Origin of the sequence: Citrobacter sp. KTE151 (genome assembly GCF_000398845.1) — a bacterium.
GTDB classification, from domain to species: domain Bacteria; phylum Pseudomonadota; class Gammaproteobacteria; order Enterobacterales; family Enterobacteriaceae; genus Citrobacter; species Citrobacter braakii.
Genome location: NZ_KB976065.1, coordinates 123,633 through 140,863, shown reverse-complemented (window position 1 = coordinate 140,863; position 17,231 = coordinate 123,633). Strand labels below are relative to the sequence as shown.

Annotated in this window: 17 protein-coding genes; 4 read left to right on the top strand and 13 right to left on the bottom strand. The window is 52.9% G+C overall.

Features of this window, described 5'->3' with window-relative positions; translation table 11 throughout:
- Positions 1-196: 196 nt before the first annotated feature.
- From yqaB to luxS, 4 genes are all read left to right on the top strand, one after another.
- Positions 197-763: a fructose-1-phosphate/6-phosphogluconate phosphatase gene (gene yqaB, locus WC7_RS07945; protein ID WP_016154162.1), complete on the top strand. Its 567-nt coding sequence runs from the start codon at positions 197-199 to the stop codon at positions 761-763.
- On the top strand, positions 760-1,188 hold the full coding sequence (locus tag WC7_RS25820) for a YqaA family protein (RefSeq protein ID WP_003825961.1): 429 nt from the start codon (positions 760-762) through the stop codon (positions 1,186-1,188). The genes yqaB and WC7_RS25820 overlap by 4 nt, the downstream gene beginning before the upstream one ends.
- A 77-nt stretch (positions 1,189-1,265) precedes the next feature.
- Complete coding sequence (gene gshA, locus WC7_RS07950; protein WP_016154161.1) at positions 1,266-2,822, top strand: glutamate--cysteine ligase; 1,557 nt, start codon at positions 1,266-1,268, stop codon at positions 2,820-2,822.
- A 149-nt stretch (positions 2,823-2,971) separates the two neighbouring features.
- On the top strand, positions 2,972-3,487 hold the full coding sequence (gene luxS, locus WC7_RS07955; RefSeq protein ID WP_016154160.1) for an S-ribosylhomocysteine lyase: 516 nt from the start codon (positions 2,972-2,974) through the stop codon (positions 3,485-3,487).
- Between the two features lie 141 nt (positions 3,488-3,628).
- On the opposite strand, the gene emrB is transcribed toward luxS, so the two are convergent.
- From emrB to nrdH, 13 genes are all read right to left on the bottom strand, one after another.
- Entirely contained in the window at positions 3,629-5,167 is a 1,539-nt protein-coding gene (gene emrB, locus WC7_RS07960) for a multidrug efflux MFS transporter permease subunit EmrB (protein ID WP_016154159.1), read from the bottom strand.
- A 16-nt stretch (positions 5,168-5,183) separates the two neighbouring features.
- On the bottom strand, positions 5,184-6,356 hold the full coding sequence (gene emrA / locus WC7_RS07965) for a multidrug efflux MFS transporter periplasmic adaptor subunit EmrA (RefSeq protein WP_016154158.1): 1,173 nt from the start codon (positions 6,354-6,356) through the stop codon (positions 5,184-5,186).
- Positions 6,357-6,486: 130 nt separating this feature from the next.
- A complete protein-coding gene (gene emrR / locus WC7_RS07970) occupies positions 6,487-7,017 on the bottom strand; it encodes a multidrug efflux transporter EmrAB transcriptional repressor EmrR (protein WP_003037300.1) in 531 nt (176 codons plus the stop codon).
- 90 nt (positions 7,018-7,107) lie between these two features.
- Positions 7,108-7,443: an L-valine transporter subunit YgaH gene (ygaH, locus tag WC7_RS07975; protein ID WP_016154157.1), complete on the bottom strand. Its 336-nt coding sequence runs from the start codon at positions 7,441-7,443 to the stop codon at positions 7,108-7,110.
- Positions 7,433-8,170: an AzlC family ABC transporter permease gene (locus WC7_RS07980; protein WP_016154156.1), complete on the bottom strand. Its 738-nt coding sequence runs from the start codon at positions 8,168-8,170 to the stop codon at positions 7,433-7,435. The genes ygaH and WC7_RS07980 overlap by 11 nt, the downstream gene beginning before the upstream one ends.
- A gap of 122 nt (positions 8,171-8,292) precedes the next feature.
- The gene (locus WC7_RS07985; RefSeq protein ID WP_016154155.1) at positions 8,293-9,477 is read right to left on the bottom strand and encodes an MFS transporter; all 1,185 of its coding nucleotides are present in this window, start codon (positions 9,475-9,477) and stop codon (positions 8,293-8,295) included.
- A 179-nt stretch (positions 9,478-9,656) separates the two neighbouring features.
- Positions 9,657-10,652 (bottom strand): glycine betaine/L-proline ABC transporter substrate-binding protein ProX, encoded by a 996-nt coding sequence (gene proX / locus WC7_RS07990; protein ID WP_016154154.1) that lies wholly within the window; start codon positions 10,650-10,652, stop codon positions 9,657-9,659.
- A gap of 68 nt (positions 10,653-10,720) precedes the next feature.
- Positions 10,721-11,785 (bottom strand): glycine betaine/L-proline ABC transporter permease ProW, encoded by a 1,065-nt coding sequence (gene proW, locus WC7_RS07995; protein ID WP_016154153.1) that lies wholly within the window; start codon positions 11,783-11,785, stop codon positions 10,721-10,723.
- Complete coding sequence (proV, locus tag WC7_RS08000; protein WP_016154152.1) at positions 11,778-12,980, bottom strand: glycine betaine/L-proline ABC transporter ATP-binding protein ProV; 1,203 nt, start codon at positions 12,978-12,980, stop codon at positions 11,778-11,780. Before proV ends, proW begins: the two co-directional genes overlap by 8 nt.
- A 354-nt stretch (positions 12,981-13,334) precedes the next feature.
- Complete coding sequence (gene nrdF / locus WC7_RS08005) at positions 13,335-14,294, bottom strand: class 1b ribonucleoside-diphosphate reductase subunit beta (RefSeq protein ID WP_016154151.1); 960 nt, start codon at positions 14,292-14,294, stop codon at positions 13,335-13,337.
- A gap of 10 nt (positions 14,295-14,304) precedes the next feature.
- Entirely contained in the window at positions 14,305-16,449 is a 2,145-nt protein-coding gene (nrdE, locus tag WC7_RS08010) for a class 1b ribonucleoside-diphosphate reductase subunit alpha (RefSeq protein WP_016154150.1), read from the bottom strand.
- Positions 16,422-16,832, bottom strand: a complete 411-nt coding sequence (gene nrdI / locus WC7_RS08015; protein WP_016154149.1) for a class Ib ribonucleoside-diphosphate reductase assembly flavoprotein NrdI — start codon at positions 16,830-16,832, stop codon at positions 16,422-16,424. Before nrdI ends, nrdE begins: the two co-directional genes overlap by 28 nt.
- On the bottom strand, positions 16,829-17,074 hold the full coding sequence (gene nrdH, locus WC7_RS08020; RefSeq protein ID WP_016154148.1) for a glutaredoxin-like protein NrdH: 246 nt from the start codon (positions 17,072-17,074) through the stop codon (positions 16,829-16,831). The genes nrdI and nrdH overlap by 4 nt, the downstream gene beginning before the upstream one ends.
- Positions 17,075-17,231 lie beyond the last annotated feature (157 nt).

Genomic DNA, 17,231 nt, shown 5'->3' with positions numbered 1-17,231 from the left:
GAGCACCAGGGAGGATAACGTTGCTTCAGCAACGGCCCCAGGGCGAGGCGCAGCCGAGTAATCCTCCCGGATGCACCATCTTCTCTCCTTTGAATCATTTCCACATACTCCCGGAATACCCCTTAATTCGCTGTGAGCGACAAAATCAATCAATTACGATAAAATAACGTCTGGTCATTCGGCTTGTGAGAAGACGATGTACGAACGTTATGCGGGTTTGATTTTTGATATGGATGGCACCATCCTGGATACCGAGCCAACGCACCGTAAGGCGTGGCATGAGGTATTGGGGCATTATGGGTTACGTTTTGATGAACAAGCCATGGTCGCCCTCAATGGCTCCCCAACGTGGCGTATTGCCCAGTCGGTAATTAAATTGAATCATGCCGATCTTGACCCTCATGCATTGGCGCGTGAAAAAACCGACAAGGTGAGAAGCATGCTGCTGGATAGCGTCCAGCCTTTGCCATTGGTTGACGTCGTGAAAGCCTGGCATGGTCGTCGTCCTATGTCGGTAGGTACGGGGAGTGAAAGCGCGATTGCGGAAGCTCTTCTCGCACACCTTGGGTTGCGTCGCTATTTTGATGCTGTAGTCGCAGCCGATCACGTACAACACCATAAACCTGCTCCTGATACGTTTTTGCTCTGTGCCGAACGTATGGGTGTTGCTCCGGCGCGCTGTGTCGTATTTGAAGATGCCGATTTTGGACTGCAGGCGGCGCGTGCCGCAGGAATGGACGCGGTGGATGTCCGGTTATTGTGAGTGATGGACTATCGCTCCTGTCACTGTTTGCCAGCAGTTTTCTCAGCGCTACGCTATTACCCGGCAATTCTGAAGTTGTTTTAGTTGCTTTGCTGGTCTCTGGGGTAAGTCATCCCTGGGTCTTAGTCTTAACAGCAACAATGGGTAATAGCCTTGGAGGGTTAACTAACGTTATCCTTGGGCGTTTCTTTCCATTGCGTAAAACATCGCGCTGGCAAGAAAAAGCCACTGGCTGGCTGCGGCGCTATGGCGCTGTCACACTATTATTAAGCTGGATGCCGGTTGTGGGTGATTTATTGTGCCTGTTAGCTGGATGGATGCGCATCTCGTGGGGTCCAGTACTTTTTTTCTTATGCCTTGGCAAGGCGCTGCGCTATGTAGTTGTCGCAGCGGTTACGACGCAAGGCATTATGTGGTGGCACTAATTGTGTTGTGAGATAGCCTTCAGGGTAACCAATACCATTATGCTAATTAAAACGATTTTGACAGGCGGGAGGTCAATTTGATCCCGGACGTATCACAGGCGCTGGCCTGGCTGGAAAACCATCCTCAGGCGTTAAAGGGGATTCAACGTGGGCTGGAGCGCGAAACGCTGCGCGTTAATGCAGATGGGTCATTAGCAACTACAGGCCATCCTGAGGTGTTAGGCTCAGCGCTAACGCATAAATGGATAACCACTGACTTTGCCGAAGCGCTGCTGGAGTTTATTACGCCTCCAGGCGACGACATTGAGAAAATGCTCACATTTATGCGCGACCTGCATCGGTATACCGCCAGGAATCTGGGCGACGAGCGTATGTGGCCGTTGAGCATGCCTTGCTATATTGCCGAAGGTCAGGATATTGAACTGGCGCAGTACGGTACGTCGAATACCGGTCGTCTGAAAACGCTGTACCGTGAAGGCCTCAAAAACCGTTACGGCGCGCTGATGCAGACTATTTCCGGCGTACACTACAATTTCTCATTGCCGATGGCTTTCTGGCAGGCGAAATGTGGCGTAACGGACGGCGAAGATGCTAAAGAGAAGATCTCCGCGGGTTACTTTCGTCTGATCCGCAACTACTACCGTTTTGGTTGGGTGATCCCGTATCTGTTTGGCGCCTCTCCGGCCATTTGTTCCTCTTTCCTGCAAGGAAAACCGACAACCCTGCCGTTTGAAAAAACCGACTGTGGGATGTATTACCTGCCGTATGCGACGTCGCTGCGCCTGAGTGATTTGGGCTATACCAATAAGTCGCAAAGCAATCTCGGAATTACGTTTAACGATTTGCATGAGTATGTGGCAGGATTAAAGCGCGCGATTAAAACCCCTTCCGAGGAGTACGCGGCGATCGGTCTGGAGAAGGACGGTAAGCGTCTGCAAATCAACAGCAACGTTCTGCAGATTGAAAATGAGCTGTATGCGCCTATTCGCCCGAAACGCGTCACTCGTCGTGGCGAAACGCCTTCTGACGCGCTTCTGCGTGGCGGTATTGAGTACATCGAAGTTCGCTCACTGGATATCAACCCGTTCTCACCGATCGGCGTGGACGAGCAGCAGGTGCGTTTCCTCGATCTGTTTATGGTCTGGTGTGCGCTGGCCGATGCCCCGGAAATGAGCAGCGATGAATTGCTGTGTACGCGTAAAAACTGGAATCGGGTGATTCTCGAAGGTCGTAAGCCTGGGCTGACGTTAGGTATTGGCTGTGAAACAGCCCAGTTCCCGCTGCCTAAGGTAGGGAAAGATCTGTTCCGCGATCTGAAACGCGTGGCACAAACGCTGGACAGCATCGATGGGGGAGAGGAGTATCAAAAGGTCTGTGATGAACTGGTTGCCTGTTTTGACAACCCAGAACTGACTTTCTCTGCCCGCATCCTACGGTCTATGATTGATGAAGGCATTGGCGGCACGGGTAAAGCGCTGGGTGAGGCTTACCGAAATCTGCTGCGTGAAGAGCCGTTAGAAATATTGCAGGAAGCGGAATTTATTGCTGAAACCGAGGCTTCAAAGCGTCGTCAGCAGGAGATCGAAGCGGCTGATACTGAGCCGTTTAGCGTGTGGCTGGAAAAGCACGCTTGATACAAAAGAAAAAGGCCACTCGGGAGTGGCCAAAATTTCATCTCTGAAAACAGGGATGATGATAACAAATGCGCGTCTTTCATATACTCAGACTCGCCCCGGAACAAAGAGTTCAGATTATTTTCAAAAAATTTATCGGAGGTGGCTAAATGCCGTTGTTAGATAGTTTTACTGTCGATCACACCCGGATGGAAGCTCCCGCGGTCCGGGTTGCAAAAACGATGAACACCCCGCATGGCGACGCAATCACCGTGTTTGATCTGCGTTTCTGCATTCCGAACAAAGAAGTGATGCCTGAGAAAGGTATCCATACGCTGGAACACTTGTTTGCAGGTTTTATGCGTAACCATCTCAACGGCAACGGCGTGGAGATTATCGATATCTCTCCGATGGGATGCCGCACTGGCTTTTACATGAGCCTGATTGGTACGCCAGACGAGCAGCGTGTTGCCGACGCGTGGAAAGCGGCGATGGCGGACGTGCTGAAAGTGCAGGATCAAAACCAGATCCCGGAGCTGAACGTTTACCAGTGTGGCACGTATCAGATGCACTCTCTTAGCGAAGCACAGGATATCGCACGTCATATTCTGGAGCATGATGTACGCGTTAACAGCAATGAAGAGCTGGCGCTGCCGAAAGAGAAACTGCAGGAACTGCATATTTAGTCATACTGATTAGTTGTTCCAGTATTTAAATTAACCTCGGCTTATAACCGGGGTTTTTTATTGCCTCCCCTAAACCATCTCCCTGGGAGGTGGTTTACGGGGCAATAAAAAAGGGATCCGCAGATCCCTTTTATCAGATATTTAGTGCGCGCCGCCGCCGCCGCCGCCCGCACCGAAGGGTGGTTTGGCAAACCACACCAGGCCAAGCAAGACCAGGAAGATCCCCGCCGACATCCAGAAGATTTCGTTGGCGGAAATAATCAGCCCCTGATTGGTGATCTGCTGGGCTATCCAGCCTGACGCCTGCTGATGCGTCATCCCTAAATCCTGCAGCTTATCGTACATTGCCTGCGCGTTTGGATTGTAGGGATTAACGGATTCCGTTAACTGCGCATGGTGAAGTGACTCGCGGTTAGTCCACATCGTCGTCGTAATTGATGTGCCAATAGAGCCGGCCAGCGTTCGCGTAAAGTTCGACAAACTTGATGCCGCGGCCAGACGCTCAGGTGGTAAGCCGGACAGCGTGATAGTCGTCAGCGGCATAAAGAAGCAGGCTACCGCGAACCCCTGAATAAACTGTGGCCAGGCCGATGCGCCAAAGTCCATACCCGGTTCGAACGTCCACGCACGCCAGTAGAAACAGACGGCGTACATAATAAAACTGAACGTAACTAACCGACGCATATCAAGCTTGTGCGCGAAGCGGCCGATAATCGGCGATAAGATCACCGGAATCACCCCAACCGGCGCTGACGCCAGACCGGCCCAGGTTGCCGTATAGCCGTATACCTCCTGCAACAGCTGCGGCAGCAGGACGATTGCGCCGAAGTAGAGCATATAGGCCAGACTGATACACAGACAGCCGATGGTAAAGTTGCGCGACTTAAACAGTGAGAGGTCGACAATGGGGTGCTCGTCGGTAAGCTCCCAGACGATCAGGAAGCTGATGGCGACAACGGCGACCACCGTCAGGATGATAATCTCCTGAGAGGCGAACCAGTCCAGCTCTTTGCCGCGGTCGAGCATAATCTGCAAACTGCCGATACCAATGACCAGCAGGGCCAGACCAATGGCATCGATGCGCCGCTGCTCGGTTTTGGTTTCCCGACCGCGCAGGGTTTGCAGAGTCATCAATACCACCGCAGCACCGATTGGCACGTTGATGAAAAATATCCAGCCCCAGTGATAGTTGTCGCTGATATAGCCCCCAAGAATAGGGCCACATATCGGGGCAACAATCACCGTCATCGACCATAGCGCCAGAGCGATGGAACGTTTGGCGGGAGGATAGTTATTCAGCAACAAGCTTTGTGACAGCGGAATTAATGGACCGGCGACAATCCCCTGGATTACGCGGAAGAAAATCAGCATGTTCAGGCTGGTGGACATCCCGCATGCCCATGACGCAATGACGAAGGCGATAGTTGACCACATGAATAGCCTTACTTCGCCAAAGCGCTTTGCCAGCCAGCCGGTGATCGGAATCGAGATAGCGTTCGCCACCCCGAATGAGGTGATCACCCAGGTACCCTGGCTCAGTGAAGAGCCGAGGTTCCCGGCGATAGTGGGGATCGCCACGTTAGCAATGGTGGAGTCCAGCACCTGCATGAATGTCGCCAGGGACAGCGCGATCGTCATAATGACGAGCTGCGCGCCTTCCAGCGGTTTTTGCTGTTGCATCACACGCACCTTTGAATTAGCCCGCGTTGGCCTGCACGATCTCTTCGATCATCTTATTGACCGGAGCAAGGTTGATTTCCCGTGCATTACTTTCTGATACCGGCGTGGTGCGAACCTGGCTTGCCAGAATTTGTCCGTCACGATTTGAGGTATCTACCGTAACCAGCGTAGATAAACCGATACGCAGCGGATGCTGCGCCAACTGCTGTGCATCCAGTTCAATACGCACCGGCAGACGCTGGACGACTTTGATCCAGTTACCCGTTGCGTTTTGTGCTGGCAGCAGGGAAAAGGCGCTGCCCGTACCCATATCCAGCCCGACAACCTTACCGGTATATTTCACGTCATCGCCGTAAATATCGCTGATCACGGTCGCCGGTTGACCGATACGCATGTGCGCGAGCTGTGTTTCTTTGAAGTTGGCATCCACCCACAGGTTAGTGGCTGGAACGACCGCCATCAGCGGCGTGGTCGGGCTAATTTGCGCCCCCGGCTGCACGGAACGACGGGAAACATAGCCAGTCATTGGGCTGACGATTCGGGTTCGTTCCAGCGCCAGCCAGGCATTGCGCACTTCAGTGGCAGCCTGTTGCACGGCGGGCTGGTCTTCCAGCTTACTGCCGAGAATCATCGCCTGGTTGGCATTATATTGTTGGATAGCGACATCAAGCTGAGCCTGAGCGCTGGCGACGGCATCACGCGCATGTTGCAGCTCTTCGCGGCCAATCAGGTTGGCGTTGCCCAGCGGGACACGGCGATTAAAGTCGCTTTGTGCCTGCGCCAGCGCGGTTCTCTGCACTTCAATGCTTGCCTGTAACTGCTTGCTGTTGATCATCAACTGGTGCGTCTGACGCACGCTGGAAGCCAGCGCAGTTTTGGCTTTTTCAAATGCCTGCTTTGCGTCCGTCTGGTCGAGGGTGACCAGCACATCGCCTTGTTTTACAAAGTCAGTGTTATCAGCCCAGACTTTCGTCACGCTGCCTGATACCTGCGCCATGATTTGAACCTGGTTCCCTGCCACGTACGCATCGTCTGTCTCTTCGACATGACGCAGTACTAAAAACCAATAAATCCCATATGCCACGGCAATAATAATAAAGAGCAAGGTCAGAAGGAGCAGCATACTTTTACGTTTGCCATTCTTCTTGACCGGTTGCTGCGGGGTTTGAGTCTCCGCATTTACGCTCATGTTGTTCTCCACGATCTTCTTTTTTTTCACATCGGCTGAGCCGACCTGTTTATCAGACAGGCCAGCAGTATGCGTGCTGGCCTGTCGGTTTTTTCATTTATAAATCTGGATTTCTGAGCGAGTCGGCGCGTTAGCGCAACGCTTCTAATACCGCGCCATCCTGCTCCATCTGGTCAAGACGGGTCAGAAGTTTACGGGTAATTTGCTCAAGCTGATCTTTTTCGGTGGTGCTGAGAGATGACCAAAGCTGATGCAGGCAGTTATGCTGAGGCGGTAACACCTCTTGCAAAAATGCGTGGCCTTTCTCGGTCAATTGCAGATGCAGACAGCGGCGATCGTTATCGCTTTCGCGACGTTCGATCCAGCCACGTTTTTCTAACTCATCCGCAATGCGGGTTGCGTTAGTGCGTGACGAGCCAAGCGCGCAACTCAGTTCAGAAGGCTGAATACTGTGGTTTTCCTGAGACTCCAGCGTAATCAACGCCATAAACAATGTCTCGTTAATCCCTTGAGCTTTCAGCATCTTATTGCGGTTTTCCAGCAGCTTGCCCTGCATGTGCATGCATAGACGAGTCAGAAGCACTTCCTGATAAGGGAACTCTTCGTAGCGGCTGGCGCGAAATTTTAGCATTTGTTCAATGGGCGTAAACGAACTATCCATTTGGGTATAACCTCATTAATTTCAGCCGATATAGTAACGACAGTGACAAATAAAGTAAATGTATTATTTATTTAAAATGATTGTTTTTATCTATAAGACAATCAGCATTTTCCAGGCTAATCCATAGCCCAGAGCACTCAGTAAGGTTGGAATGATGATGCTGCGGGTCTTATAGAAGCTTGCGCCCAGTATGACAAACCCCACCAACGTAGGCACGAACCGACGAGAATCGTGCATCACTTCTGGCGCGGTAGACACCACCAACAGGGCGCAAATTGATGCAATGCCAATGGTGTCGAGTAATATGCCCGTCGCGCCGCGCTTCGTCGGGCGAACATTCCCCACTCCAAGACGGAGCGGCAAATAACGAAAACAGTAGTTAACGCAGCCGACCAACAGGCCAAGCAGCAGGACCTCATAGCTCATCGGGACCTCCCTGCCAAAATGACTGGATAAGAGCCGTCAGACATCCGCAGACAATGCCTGCAAGGATGGCGGCAGGAATGGAAAACAGCATGACTCCAGCCAGCGCGCCGGTCAGTGCTGCAGTCACGCAGAGTGCTTGTTGACGCTGGAAAGAGGCGAGCAGGAAGCTCATGAACAGCGCCGGGAGCATGAAGCCCAACGCCGCTTCAACTGCCGGGTAATCCTTGAGTAAACCACTGCCGGAAAACGCGCCGATCACCGTGCCAAACACCCAGGAGGCCCAGGAGCATAGCGCAATGCCGATCATCCAGTTTTCACTCCAGCGCCGGTTATCCCGTACCAGCTTCGCCGTGGCGGCGGCAAAGACTTCATCGGTGAGGCCAAAGGCCCACAGCGCGCTTTTGGGTTTGCTCAGTCGCTGGGCGATTCGGCTACGCAGGGAAGGTCCGTACAAAACATGGCGTACATCCATGGCCATGACGGTCAGTGCGGCGACCCACAAAGAACTGCCTGCGGCGAGCATTGTGGTGATGACAAACTGGCTGGCTCCCGCATAGATAATGCAGGAGAAAAACACGTTTTCAACCGGAGTAAAGCCAAGGCGAGTGGCATTGAGACCAAATGCAAAAGCGACCGGAATATAGCTGATGACTATTGGCAGGCTGTCTTTGAATCCTTCAGTTAGCGTCGCAGAACTGGGTTCAGACTGGGATATCGGGCTTTCCATAGGGTTATAGGTTTCATTACCGAAATTAATATAACTTGGTTCAATGAGTTATAACCTTAGCAGACTGATGGGCTCCTTAACACCCTGCGGAGCCCAATCAGCGGTAAACATACGCTATATGCTTAATTTACGGCTTCCTGACGGTGATATCCTCGCCACCAGACCAACAGGTTGAGTAGGGCAACGGTCGTACCGGCCAGACAAACGCCAGCCCAACCGGCATGCTGCCAGGCGGAGGCCGAAATCAGCGAACCTGCCGCCCCGCCAATAAAATAGCTGGTCATGTATCCGGCGGTCAGGCGATTACGCGCGTCCGGATGAATGCGATAGATAACCGTCTGGTTGGTGATATGCACACCCTGAACGGTGAGGTCCAGGACCAGGATACCGATAACCAGCATTGGTACGGAACTATGCCCTAACCAGATAGCCCACCAGGAGAGCAGCAGTAATAACAGACCTGTGGTCGTGGTGAGATGTGATTTTCCCTTATCGGCAAAACCACCTGCCGGACGCGCGCCTAACGCCCCTGCGGCCCCTGCCAGGCCAAACAGCCCGATCGTTCCTTCGGAATAGTTAAACGGCGGCGCGGCGAGCAAAAACGCCATAGAGGTCCAGAGAATACTGAAATTGGCAAAGGTCAGGCAGCCCAACATCGCGCGGGTACGCAGCAATTTATCATGGATAAACAGGCTGAATACGGAGCCTAACAGTTGCGGATAGTTGAGATGAGTATCTGATTTCATCTTCGGCAGACCGCGCCACAGCGCAATCGCCATCAGCGCCATTAATATCGATGCGACCCAAAATACGGTGCGCCAGCCGCCAAGATTGGCCAGTAATCCCGCCACGGTGCGCGCCAGCAGGATACCCAGCAGCAGGCCGCTCATAATGGTGCCGACAACTTTACCGCGCTTATCCGGCGTGGCAAGCGTCGCCGCCAGCGGAACCAGAATCTGTGCCACTACCGAGAACAGCCCGGTCAGGGCGGTGCCGAGGATCAGCATGCCCAGCGACTGGCTGCTGGCGGTAATAAGCATGCCGCCTGCTGCTAACAGCGTCATGGAGACGATCAGCATCCGACGTTCAAACATATCGCCAAGCGGTACTAAAAACAGCAGGCCGGCGGCATAGCCGAGCTGGGCCGCGGTGACGATAAAGCCAGCGGTGCTGGCCGATAGGGAAAAGTTACGTGCGATGGTGTCGAGCAGCGGCTGCGCGTAATAGTTACTGGCGACGGCGAGGCCGGTGGCGATAGACATTAACAGGATCAGCGAAGGGCTAAGTCCCTGAGTGGTTTTCGTCATGGTTTTCAACTGAAAAATGGGTTGCAGAAAACAATCATAACGTAAGTGATTAAATGTTGCTGATTTGTTGGGTGATGGATTGTGCGGTTGGGAGGAAGGCGTGTAGGCCGGATAAGGCGCATCGCGCCACCATCCGGCATTGGTGTGATGGCGCTACGCTTATCAGGCCTACGAGGGGGTTATTTCTGCGCAGCCAGCGCTTCTTTCACCCAGCCATCAAACTGTTGCTGGTGGGCTTTGATCCAGCCGTCAACGTGACCCTGCACGTCGGCTTCAGATGCTTTCCCGTCGTGCATCATCGCGTTCTGCGCGTTGATATCCGCCAGCGGCAGCTTCATGACGGCAAACAGTTTCGCCGCAGCCGGGTTTTTCTCCGCCCAGGCTTTGTTGGCGACGATATGCATAGTGTTCACCGGGAAGCCGTAGTTGGCGCCGTTTGGCAGCTTGGTATCAATGTCTTTCTGCTCGCCTGGCAGGGAAGAGAACGGCACCTGCAGCCAGACCACATCTTTACCCGGTTTCATAACGTCGCTCACCCAGTACGGTGTCCAGGTGTAGTAAAGAATGGGTTTGCCTTCTTTAAAGCGGGTAATAGTGTCTGCCATCATCGCCGCATAGTTACCGTGGCTGACCTCGACGGTTTTTTCCAGATCGAAGGCTTTGTTCTGGTGGTTGATCACCGCTTCGCAGCCCCAGCCCGGCGAGCAGCCCATCATGTCTGCTTTTCCGTCGCCGTTGGTGTCAAAGATTTTGGCGATCTTCGGATCTTTTAACTGGGCAATGTTGGTGATTTTATACTGCTCAGCGGTTTTTTTATCGATCAGATAACCTTGCGCGGCACCCGTAACGAATACCCCCTCGCGATAGAACTTTTTGTCTCCACCCGCTGCGGCATACATATCATCATGCAGCGGCTGCCAGTTCACAGCGGTAAAAGTTGCATCGCCAGAGGCAATGGAGGTATAGCCGACGTTGTAGTCAACTTCGCTTGTTTTGTTAACGGTATAACCCAGTTTCTCCAGCGCACGGGCGACCAGTTGCGTCTGGAAGGATTCTTCAGAGATAGTGCTCTGGATTGGCTGTACAGTGATGCCTTTGCCTGGCAGATCGGCAGCGAAAGTGCTGGTGGAGACAAGGGTGGCAAACGCTGTGGCAATAATGACGTTCTGTCGCATCGTTGTTCCTTAATTATTGGAGGGACGTATAGGCCCGGTAAGCAATGCGCCACCGGGCAACGGGTGAATTACTTCGTGAATGGGCGAGTGATAAGCCCAACGGGACCGGTGGTGTACCAGCGACGGTTACCACGGCTACGGGCGTCGCGACCGACAGCCTGCGTCAGGCGGTCGAGAATGATGGCGAGGATCACGATCCCAACCCCGCCGACGGTGGCAAGCCCCATATCCAGACGACCAATTCCACGTAGAACCATCTGACCCAGTCCGCCGACGGCGATCATCGACGCGATGACGACCATTGAGAGCGCCAGCATCAGCGTCTGGTTGACCCCGGCCATAATGGTAGGCATCGCCAGCGGGAGCTGCACTTTAAACAGCATCTGGCGCGGGCTGGCGCCAAATGAGCGCGAGGCTTCAATCAAGTCGGCTGGCACCTGGTTAATCCCCAGAATGGTCAGACGCACGATTGGCGGCAGGGCGAAGATAATCGTCACCACCACGCCCGGGACGTTACCGATACCAAACAGCATGACGATCGGCACCAGATAGACGAACGCCGGTGTGGTTTGCATGGCGTCCAGCAGCGGACGAACAATTTTTGCCGCCCGTGGACTGCGCGCCAACCAGATCCCCATCGGTAGACCGATCACCACGCAGAACAGCAGCGCGGTTAGTACCAGCGCCAGGGTGATCATGGCCTGCGACCACGCGCCGATGGCCCCGATTGCAATCAATGAAATCAGCGTAGCAACGCCCATTCCAACGCCGGAAATCTGCCAGGCAATCAGAGCGAACAGGATAATCGCCACCGGGGCTGGCATACCCAACAGAAGCTGCTGGAAGCCGTTGAGAATATAATCCACCGGGACTCGAATGCCCTGGAAGACCGGACGGAAATGGGTAACGACCCAGTCGATCCCTTCTGTGACCCAGCTATCCAGCGGGATCAGCGTTTTATGGAACGGATCCATAATATTGAAATGCTCTGGCGCCGGCGCGGGTGCGCTGGTCAGCCAGTCTGCGCTACCGCCGTCAGCTGGCGCGCCTGATGGCGTACTCCAGGCATCGGTGGTTTGTGCGGCACTGTCGGCCGCTGGTGTGGTATCCCACGGATTGGTTTGATCAGCCATTGTTTGCCCCCTCACGATCTAAAGCCTGTAACAGCATGCGTTTTGAAATGATGCCCACATACTGCTGTTCCTCATCAACAACCGGCACCGCGCACGGGGCCTGGCCGACATGAGAAAGCAACTCGCTGAGAGGAGTTTGCGCATCCACGGCTAACGGCTCATCGATCAATGCCGCTTCAATACCTTGCGCCTGACTTAATGCTGCTTTTAAAGAGTCGATAGAGACAACGCCGACGAATTTATTGCCGCGCTCGATCACGTAACCATATTCGCGATCTTTGTCCTGCAATAATTGCAGCGCTGAACGTGGACCGACCCCGGGCGTTTTACGAATTAAACCTTCAGGGCTACGACGTGAAATATCTTTGGCACTAAAGACCTGGCTAATATCAACGCCGCGGAAGAAGGTGCGTACATAATCATTGGCCGGATTATTCAGGATTTCATCTGGCGTGCCGACCTGGACCACTTCACCGTTTTGCATAATGGCAATTCTGTCGCCAATACGCATAGCTTCGTCGAGATCGTGGGAAATAAAGACCACGGTACGTTGATGTTTCGCCTGTAGTTTTACCAGTTCATCCTGCATCTCGGTACGAATTAACGGATCGAGGGCAGAAAAGGCCTCATCCATTAATAAGATGTCAGGGTTTATGGCTAATGCACGGGCGAGGCCCACACGCTGGCGCATCCCTCCGGAAAGTTCATCCGGGTATCCGTGAGCATAATTCTCCAGACCAACCTGACGCAGCGCATCTAACGCTTTTTCACGACGTTCATCCGCGCCAACACCGGCTAATTCCATGCCGAATGCCGTATTGTCCAGGACCGTCATGTGCGGCATCAGGGCAAAGGACTGGAAAACCATCGCAATCTTTTTTCTGCGCACCTCGCGAAGCTCAGCATCGGATATCCGGGCGATGTCTACGCCGTCAATCAATACTTGCCCGCGGGTGGGTTCAATCAGGCGATTGAGAAGGCGTACCATTGTGGATTTACCCGAACCGGATAATCCCATGATGACAAATATCTCGCCTTCTTCAATGGCCAGACTGGCGTTCTTAACGCCAAGCGATAGCCCTGTTTTATCCAGAATCTGCTCTTTTGAAAGTCCTTTTTCAATATATTTGAAAGCTCTCTGCGGATGCTCTCCAAATATCTTATAGAGATTTTTAACTTCTAATTTAATTGCCATGCAATAGAATGATTCCTGTTATTTGTTTATATCGATATATTACCTGATGGAAATAGTGACCTTTTTCTACCCTAACATACTGAGAATCTGAGACAACCCTGAATTTGTTTGTGGCACGAATATTGCTGAAGGCCATGTGGCGGGACTTCCCGTGATATAAGGGCTGAGCGCGAATGTGAATGGGGTAATATTTTTTGTAAATGGCAATGAAAAGTCGCCTGAATTGCTGAAATGCAGGCGAATAATGCGACTGATATTGAGTGTAGATCACACAATTATATTTGCACGACAAAAGTGTGATCCTGTTAGAATATTTCCGCGAAAAATGTACGGTATTTTCCGCGGAAATGAGCGCTAGAAATTCCAGTCGTCGTCTTCGGTTTCGACAGCTTTTCCCATCACGTATGATGAGCCGGAACCCGAGAAGAAATCGTGGTTTTCGTCAGCGTTGGGCGACAGCGCGGCAAGGATTGCTGGGTTAACCTCCGCCATTTCTGGCGGGAATAATGCCTCATATCCCAAATTCATTAATGCCTTATTGGCGTTGTAGCAAAGGAAGGCTTTGACGTCATCCACCCAGCCGGTTTCTGCATACAATTCTTCCGTATAACGCGCTTCGTTATCATACAATTCCATCAGCAGATCGAGGGCAAAATTCTTTAACTCCTCGCGTGCGGATTCAGTAATGTGCTCCAGACCTTTTTGATATTTATAACCAATGTAATACCCGTGAACGGCTTCATCACGAATGATCAGACGAATGAGATCGGCGGTATTGGTCAGTTTTCCGCGGCTGGAGAAATACATTGGCAACCAGAAGCCGGAATAGAACAGGAAGGATTCCAGAAACACGCTGGCAATTTTTTTCTTCAACGGTTCGTCGCTGGCGTAATGTGTCAAAACGATCTGCGCCTTGCGCTGGAGTGGGGTATTTTCTTCACTCCACGCGTAAGCCGCATCCACGTCTTTGGTCTGGCAAAGAGTGGAGAAAATTGAGCTGTACGAACGGGCGTGCACCGCTTCCATAAAGCTGATATTCGATAGCACCGCCTCTTCATGCGGCGTTAACGAATCGGCCATCAATGCTGGCGCACCGGCTATGTTCTGAATAGTGTCGAGCAGCGTCAGCCCGGTAAAAACGCGGATAGTCAGCTGCTGTTCGGCGGCGTTCAACGTTTGCCAGGCCGGGATATCGTTGGAGAGCGGGACCTTTTCCGGTAGCCAGAAGTTACTGGTCAGGCGATTCCAAACCTCGAGATCTTTATCATCCTCAATCTTGTTCCAGTTGATGGCACTCACGCGGGATAATGTCATGTTGTCCTCCTTACAGCGCGCATGACACGCAACCTTCGATTTCGGTTCCTTCCAGCGCCAACTGGCGTAGTCGGATGTAATACAGCGATTTGATGCCCTTACGCCAGGCGTAAATCTGCGCTTTGTTGATATCGCGAGTGGTGGCGGTATCGGGGAAAAAGAGCGTCAGTGAAAGCCCCTGATCGACATGCCGCGTTGCTTCAGCGTAGGTATCAATGATTTTTTGTGGACCAATCTCGTAGGCATCCTGATACAAGGCCAGATTCTCATTGGTCATAAACGGGGCAGGGTAGTAAACGCGCCCGGTTTTGCCCTCTTTGCGAATCTCCACTTTTGACACGATCGGGTGAATGCTTGATGTCGCATGGTTGATGTAGGAGATAGAACCCGTTGGCGGAACCGCTTGTAAATTCTGGTTATAAATGCCGTAGCGCATGACATCTTCACGCAGCTGCGACCACATTTCGCGCGTTGGCAGCGTAATGCCGCTGGTGGCAAACAGTGTGCGAACCTTGGCGGTTTTTGGCTGCCAGTCGCCCTGTAGATACTGGTTAAAATACTCACCGCTGGCGTAGCGGGACTGTCTGAATCCGGCAAAGGTTTTGCCGCGTTCCCGGGCGAGCTTCATCGACGTATTCAGCGCATGCCAGGTGATGGTGTAGAAATAGAGATTGGTGAAATCCAGCCCTTCAGGTGAGCCGTAGGCGATACCTTCCCGTGCCAGATACCCGTGCAGGTTCATCTGCCCAAGACCGATGGCGTGCGATGCGCTGTTCCCGGCCTCAATTGAGGGTACGCTGCGGATATGGCTCATGTCCGAAACGGCCGTTAAACCGCGAACCGCCGTTTCCACTGTGCGACCAAAGTCTGGCGAATCCATGGTATGAGCAATATTCAACGAGCCGAGGTTGCAGGAGATATCGTGCCCTGTTTGCGCGTAATTGAGGTTTTCATCGTAGGTGGAAGCGCTGTTAACCTGCAAAATCTCCGAGCACAGGTTGCTCATATTGATACGACCGGCAATCGGATTGGCGCGATTCACCGTGTCTTCAAACATGATGTAAGGGTAGCCGGACTCGAACTGGATCTCGGCCAGCCGCTGGAAGAAATCGCGGGCGTTAATGTATTTTTTGCGCACTCGTTTGTCGGCAACCAGTTCGTCATACCGTTCAGTTACGGCGATATCACCGAATGGTTTGCCGTAAATGCGTTCCACGTCATACGGTGAAAACAGCGCCATTTGGGCATTTTCTTTGGCTAACTGGAAGGTGACATCCGGGATCACCACACCAAGCGAGAGCGTTTTGATACGGATTTTCTCGTCGGCGTTTTCACGTTTGGTATCGAGAAAACGCAAAATATCCGGATGATGCGCGTGCAGATACACCGCGCCTGCACCCTGACGCGCCCCTAATTGATTCGCATAAGAAAACGCATCCTCCAGCATTTTCATTACCGGGATCACCCCAGAGGACTGGTTCTCAATGCGCTTAATGGGCGCACCCGCCTCACGCAGGTTAGAGAGCAAAAATGCCACGCCGCCGCCGCGTTTGGAGAGTTGCAGCGCCGAGTTGACCGCCCGTCCAATTGACTCCATGTTGTCTTCAATGCGTAACAGGAAGCAGGAAACCAGCTCGCCGCGTTGCTGTTTACCGCAGTTTAAAAAGGTTGGCGTGGCGGGTTGAAAACGCCCGGAGAGCATTTCATCGGTCAGTTGCAGAGCGAGCGCTTCATCGCCCTGCGCCAGAGTGAGTGCCACCATCGTTACGCGATCCTCAAAGTCTTCGAGATAGCGCTTCCCGTCGAACGTTTTCAGCGTATAGCTGGTGTAGAACTTCCATGCGCCGAGGAACGTCTGGAAACGGAATCCGCTGGCGTGGGCGTGGGCGAATAGCTTCAGCACAAACGCGCGATCATAGCGGGCTAACACGCTGGCATCGTAATAGCCTTCATCCACCAACGTGTCCAGACGCGCCTGCTGGCTGGCAAACGCCACCGAGTTGGGGCGGACGTGGGCGGTAAAGAATGCTTCCACCGCCTGATGGTCTTTGTCGAACTGAATGCGCCCGGCCTTATCGTACAGATTCAGCATGGCGTTCAGGGCGTGATAATCCAGCGTCTGCTGTTCTACACGTTCTGCAGTTGTCGTTGCCAAAATTCGCTCACTCCTTTTTGCACGTTGTCGATATCGCTTTGGGTGCCCATCAGCTCAAAGCGATAGAGCCACGGCACGCCGCATTTTTGTGAGATGACATCACCCGCGCGACCGTAGGCGTCCCCGAAATTGCGATTGCCGGAGGCGATCACTCCACGGATTAACGCCCGGTTGTGCGTATCGTTTAAAAAGCGGATCACCTGTCTCGGGACCGCGCCAGCTGTACCGCCGCCACCGTAGGAGGGCACGATTAAAATGTAAGGTTCGTCTACCCGGATCCGCTCGCGTTCGTTAAGCGGAATGCGGATGGCAGGCAGCCCCAGACGCTGCATGAAGCGGTGCGTATTTTCGGAGCTGCTGGAAAAGTAGACGAGCTGACTCATGCGCTGGCCACTTGAGGGGCCGAGCGCAGACGGTTGATCATGTCCGGGCGAAATCCTGACCAACTGGTTTCCCCTGCGACCACGACCGGTAACTGACGAAAGCCTTGATCGCGCAGGCGATCCGCCATATCGGGGTGTAAATCGACGTTTACCATCTCAAAGTCAAACCCGCGGCTTTCCATCGCCCGCTTAGTGGCGTGGCACTGAACACAGTTGTTACGAGTGTAAATAACAATGCGCATAATTCGTATTTCCATCTAAAAGTAAAAGAATGACGCGATAGAGGGCGTCAGGTTGTGTGTGTCTTGATAGAGGAGATACTAGATGTAGTTTTAAAAAGATTCAACCATACAAGATATGGTAATTTTAGATTGATGAGGGCATGGGTGATTAGCCTGA

Excerpts from the sequence above, each read along its gene's own strand:
- WC7_RS07980 (WP_016154156.1), bottom strand. The coding sequence starts at position 8,170 with ATGGAAAGCCCGATATCCCAGTCTGAACCCAGTTCTGCGACGCTAACT.
- nrdF (WP_016154151.1), bottom strand. The coding sequence starts at position 14,294 with ATGACATTATCCCGCGTGAGTGCCATCAACTGGAACAAGATTGAGGAT.
- emrR (WP_003037300.1), bottom strand. The coding sequence starts at position 7,017 with ATGGATAGTTCGTTTACGCCCATTGAACAAATGCTAAAATTTCGCGCC.
- nrdH (WP_016154148.1), bottom strand. The coding sequence starts at position 17,074 with ATGCGCATTGTTATTTACACTCGTAACAACTGTGTTCAGTGCCACGCC.
- proV (WP_016154152.1), bottom strand. The coding sequence starts at position 12,980 with ATGGCAATTAAATTAGAAGTTAAAAATCTCTATAAGATATTTGGAGAG.
- proX (WP_016154154.1), bottom strand. The coding sequence starts at position 10,652 with ATGCGACAGAACGTCATTATTGCCACAGCGTTTGCCACCCTTGTCTCC.
- luxS (WP_016154160.1), top strand. The coding sequence starts at position 2,972 with ATGCCGTTGTTAGATAGTTTTACTGTCGATCACACCCGGATGGAAGCT.
- emrB (WP_016154159.1), bottom strand. The coding sequence starts at position 5,167 with ATGCAACAGCAAAAACCGCTGGAAGGCGCGCAGCTCGTCATTATGACG.
- nrdI (WP_016154149.1), bottom strand. The coding sequence starts at position 16,832 with ATGAGTCAGCTCGTCTACTTTTCCAGCAGCTCCGAAAATACGCACCGC.
- proW (WP_016154153.1), bottom strand. The coding sequence starts at position 11,785 with ATGGCTGATCAAACCAATCCGTGGGATACCACACCAGCGGCCGACAGT.
- WC7_RS07985 (WP_016154155.1), bottom strand. The coding sequence starts at position 9,477 with ATGACGAAAACCACTCAGGGACTTAGCCCTTCGCTGATCCTGTTAATG.
- emrA (WP_016154158.1), bottom strand. The coding sequence starts at position 6,356 with ATGAGCGTAAATGCGGAGACTCAAACCCCGCAGCAACCGGTCAAGAAG.
- ygaH (WP_016154157.1), bottom strand. The coding sequence starts at position 7,443 with ATGAGCTATGAGGTCCTGCTGCTTGGCCTGTTGGTCGGCTGCGTTAAC.
- yqaB (WP_016154162.1), top strand. The coding sequence starts at position 197 with ATGTACGAACGTTATGCGGGTTTGATTTTTGATATGGATGGCACCATC.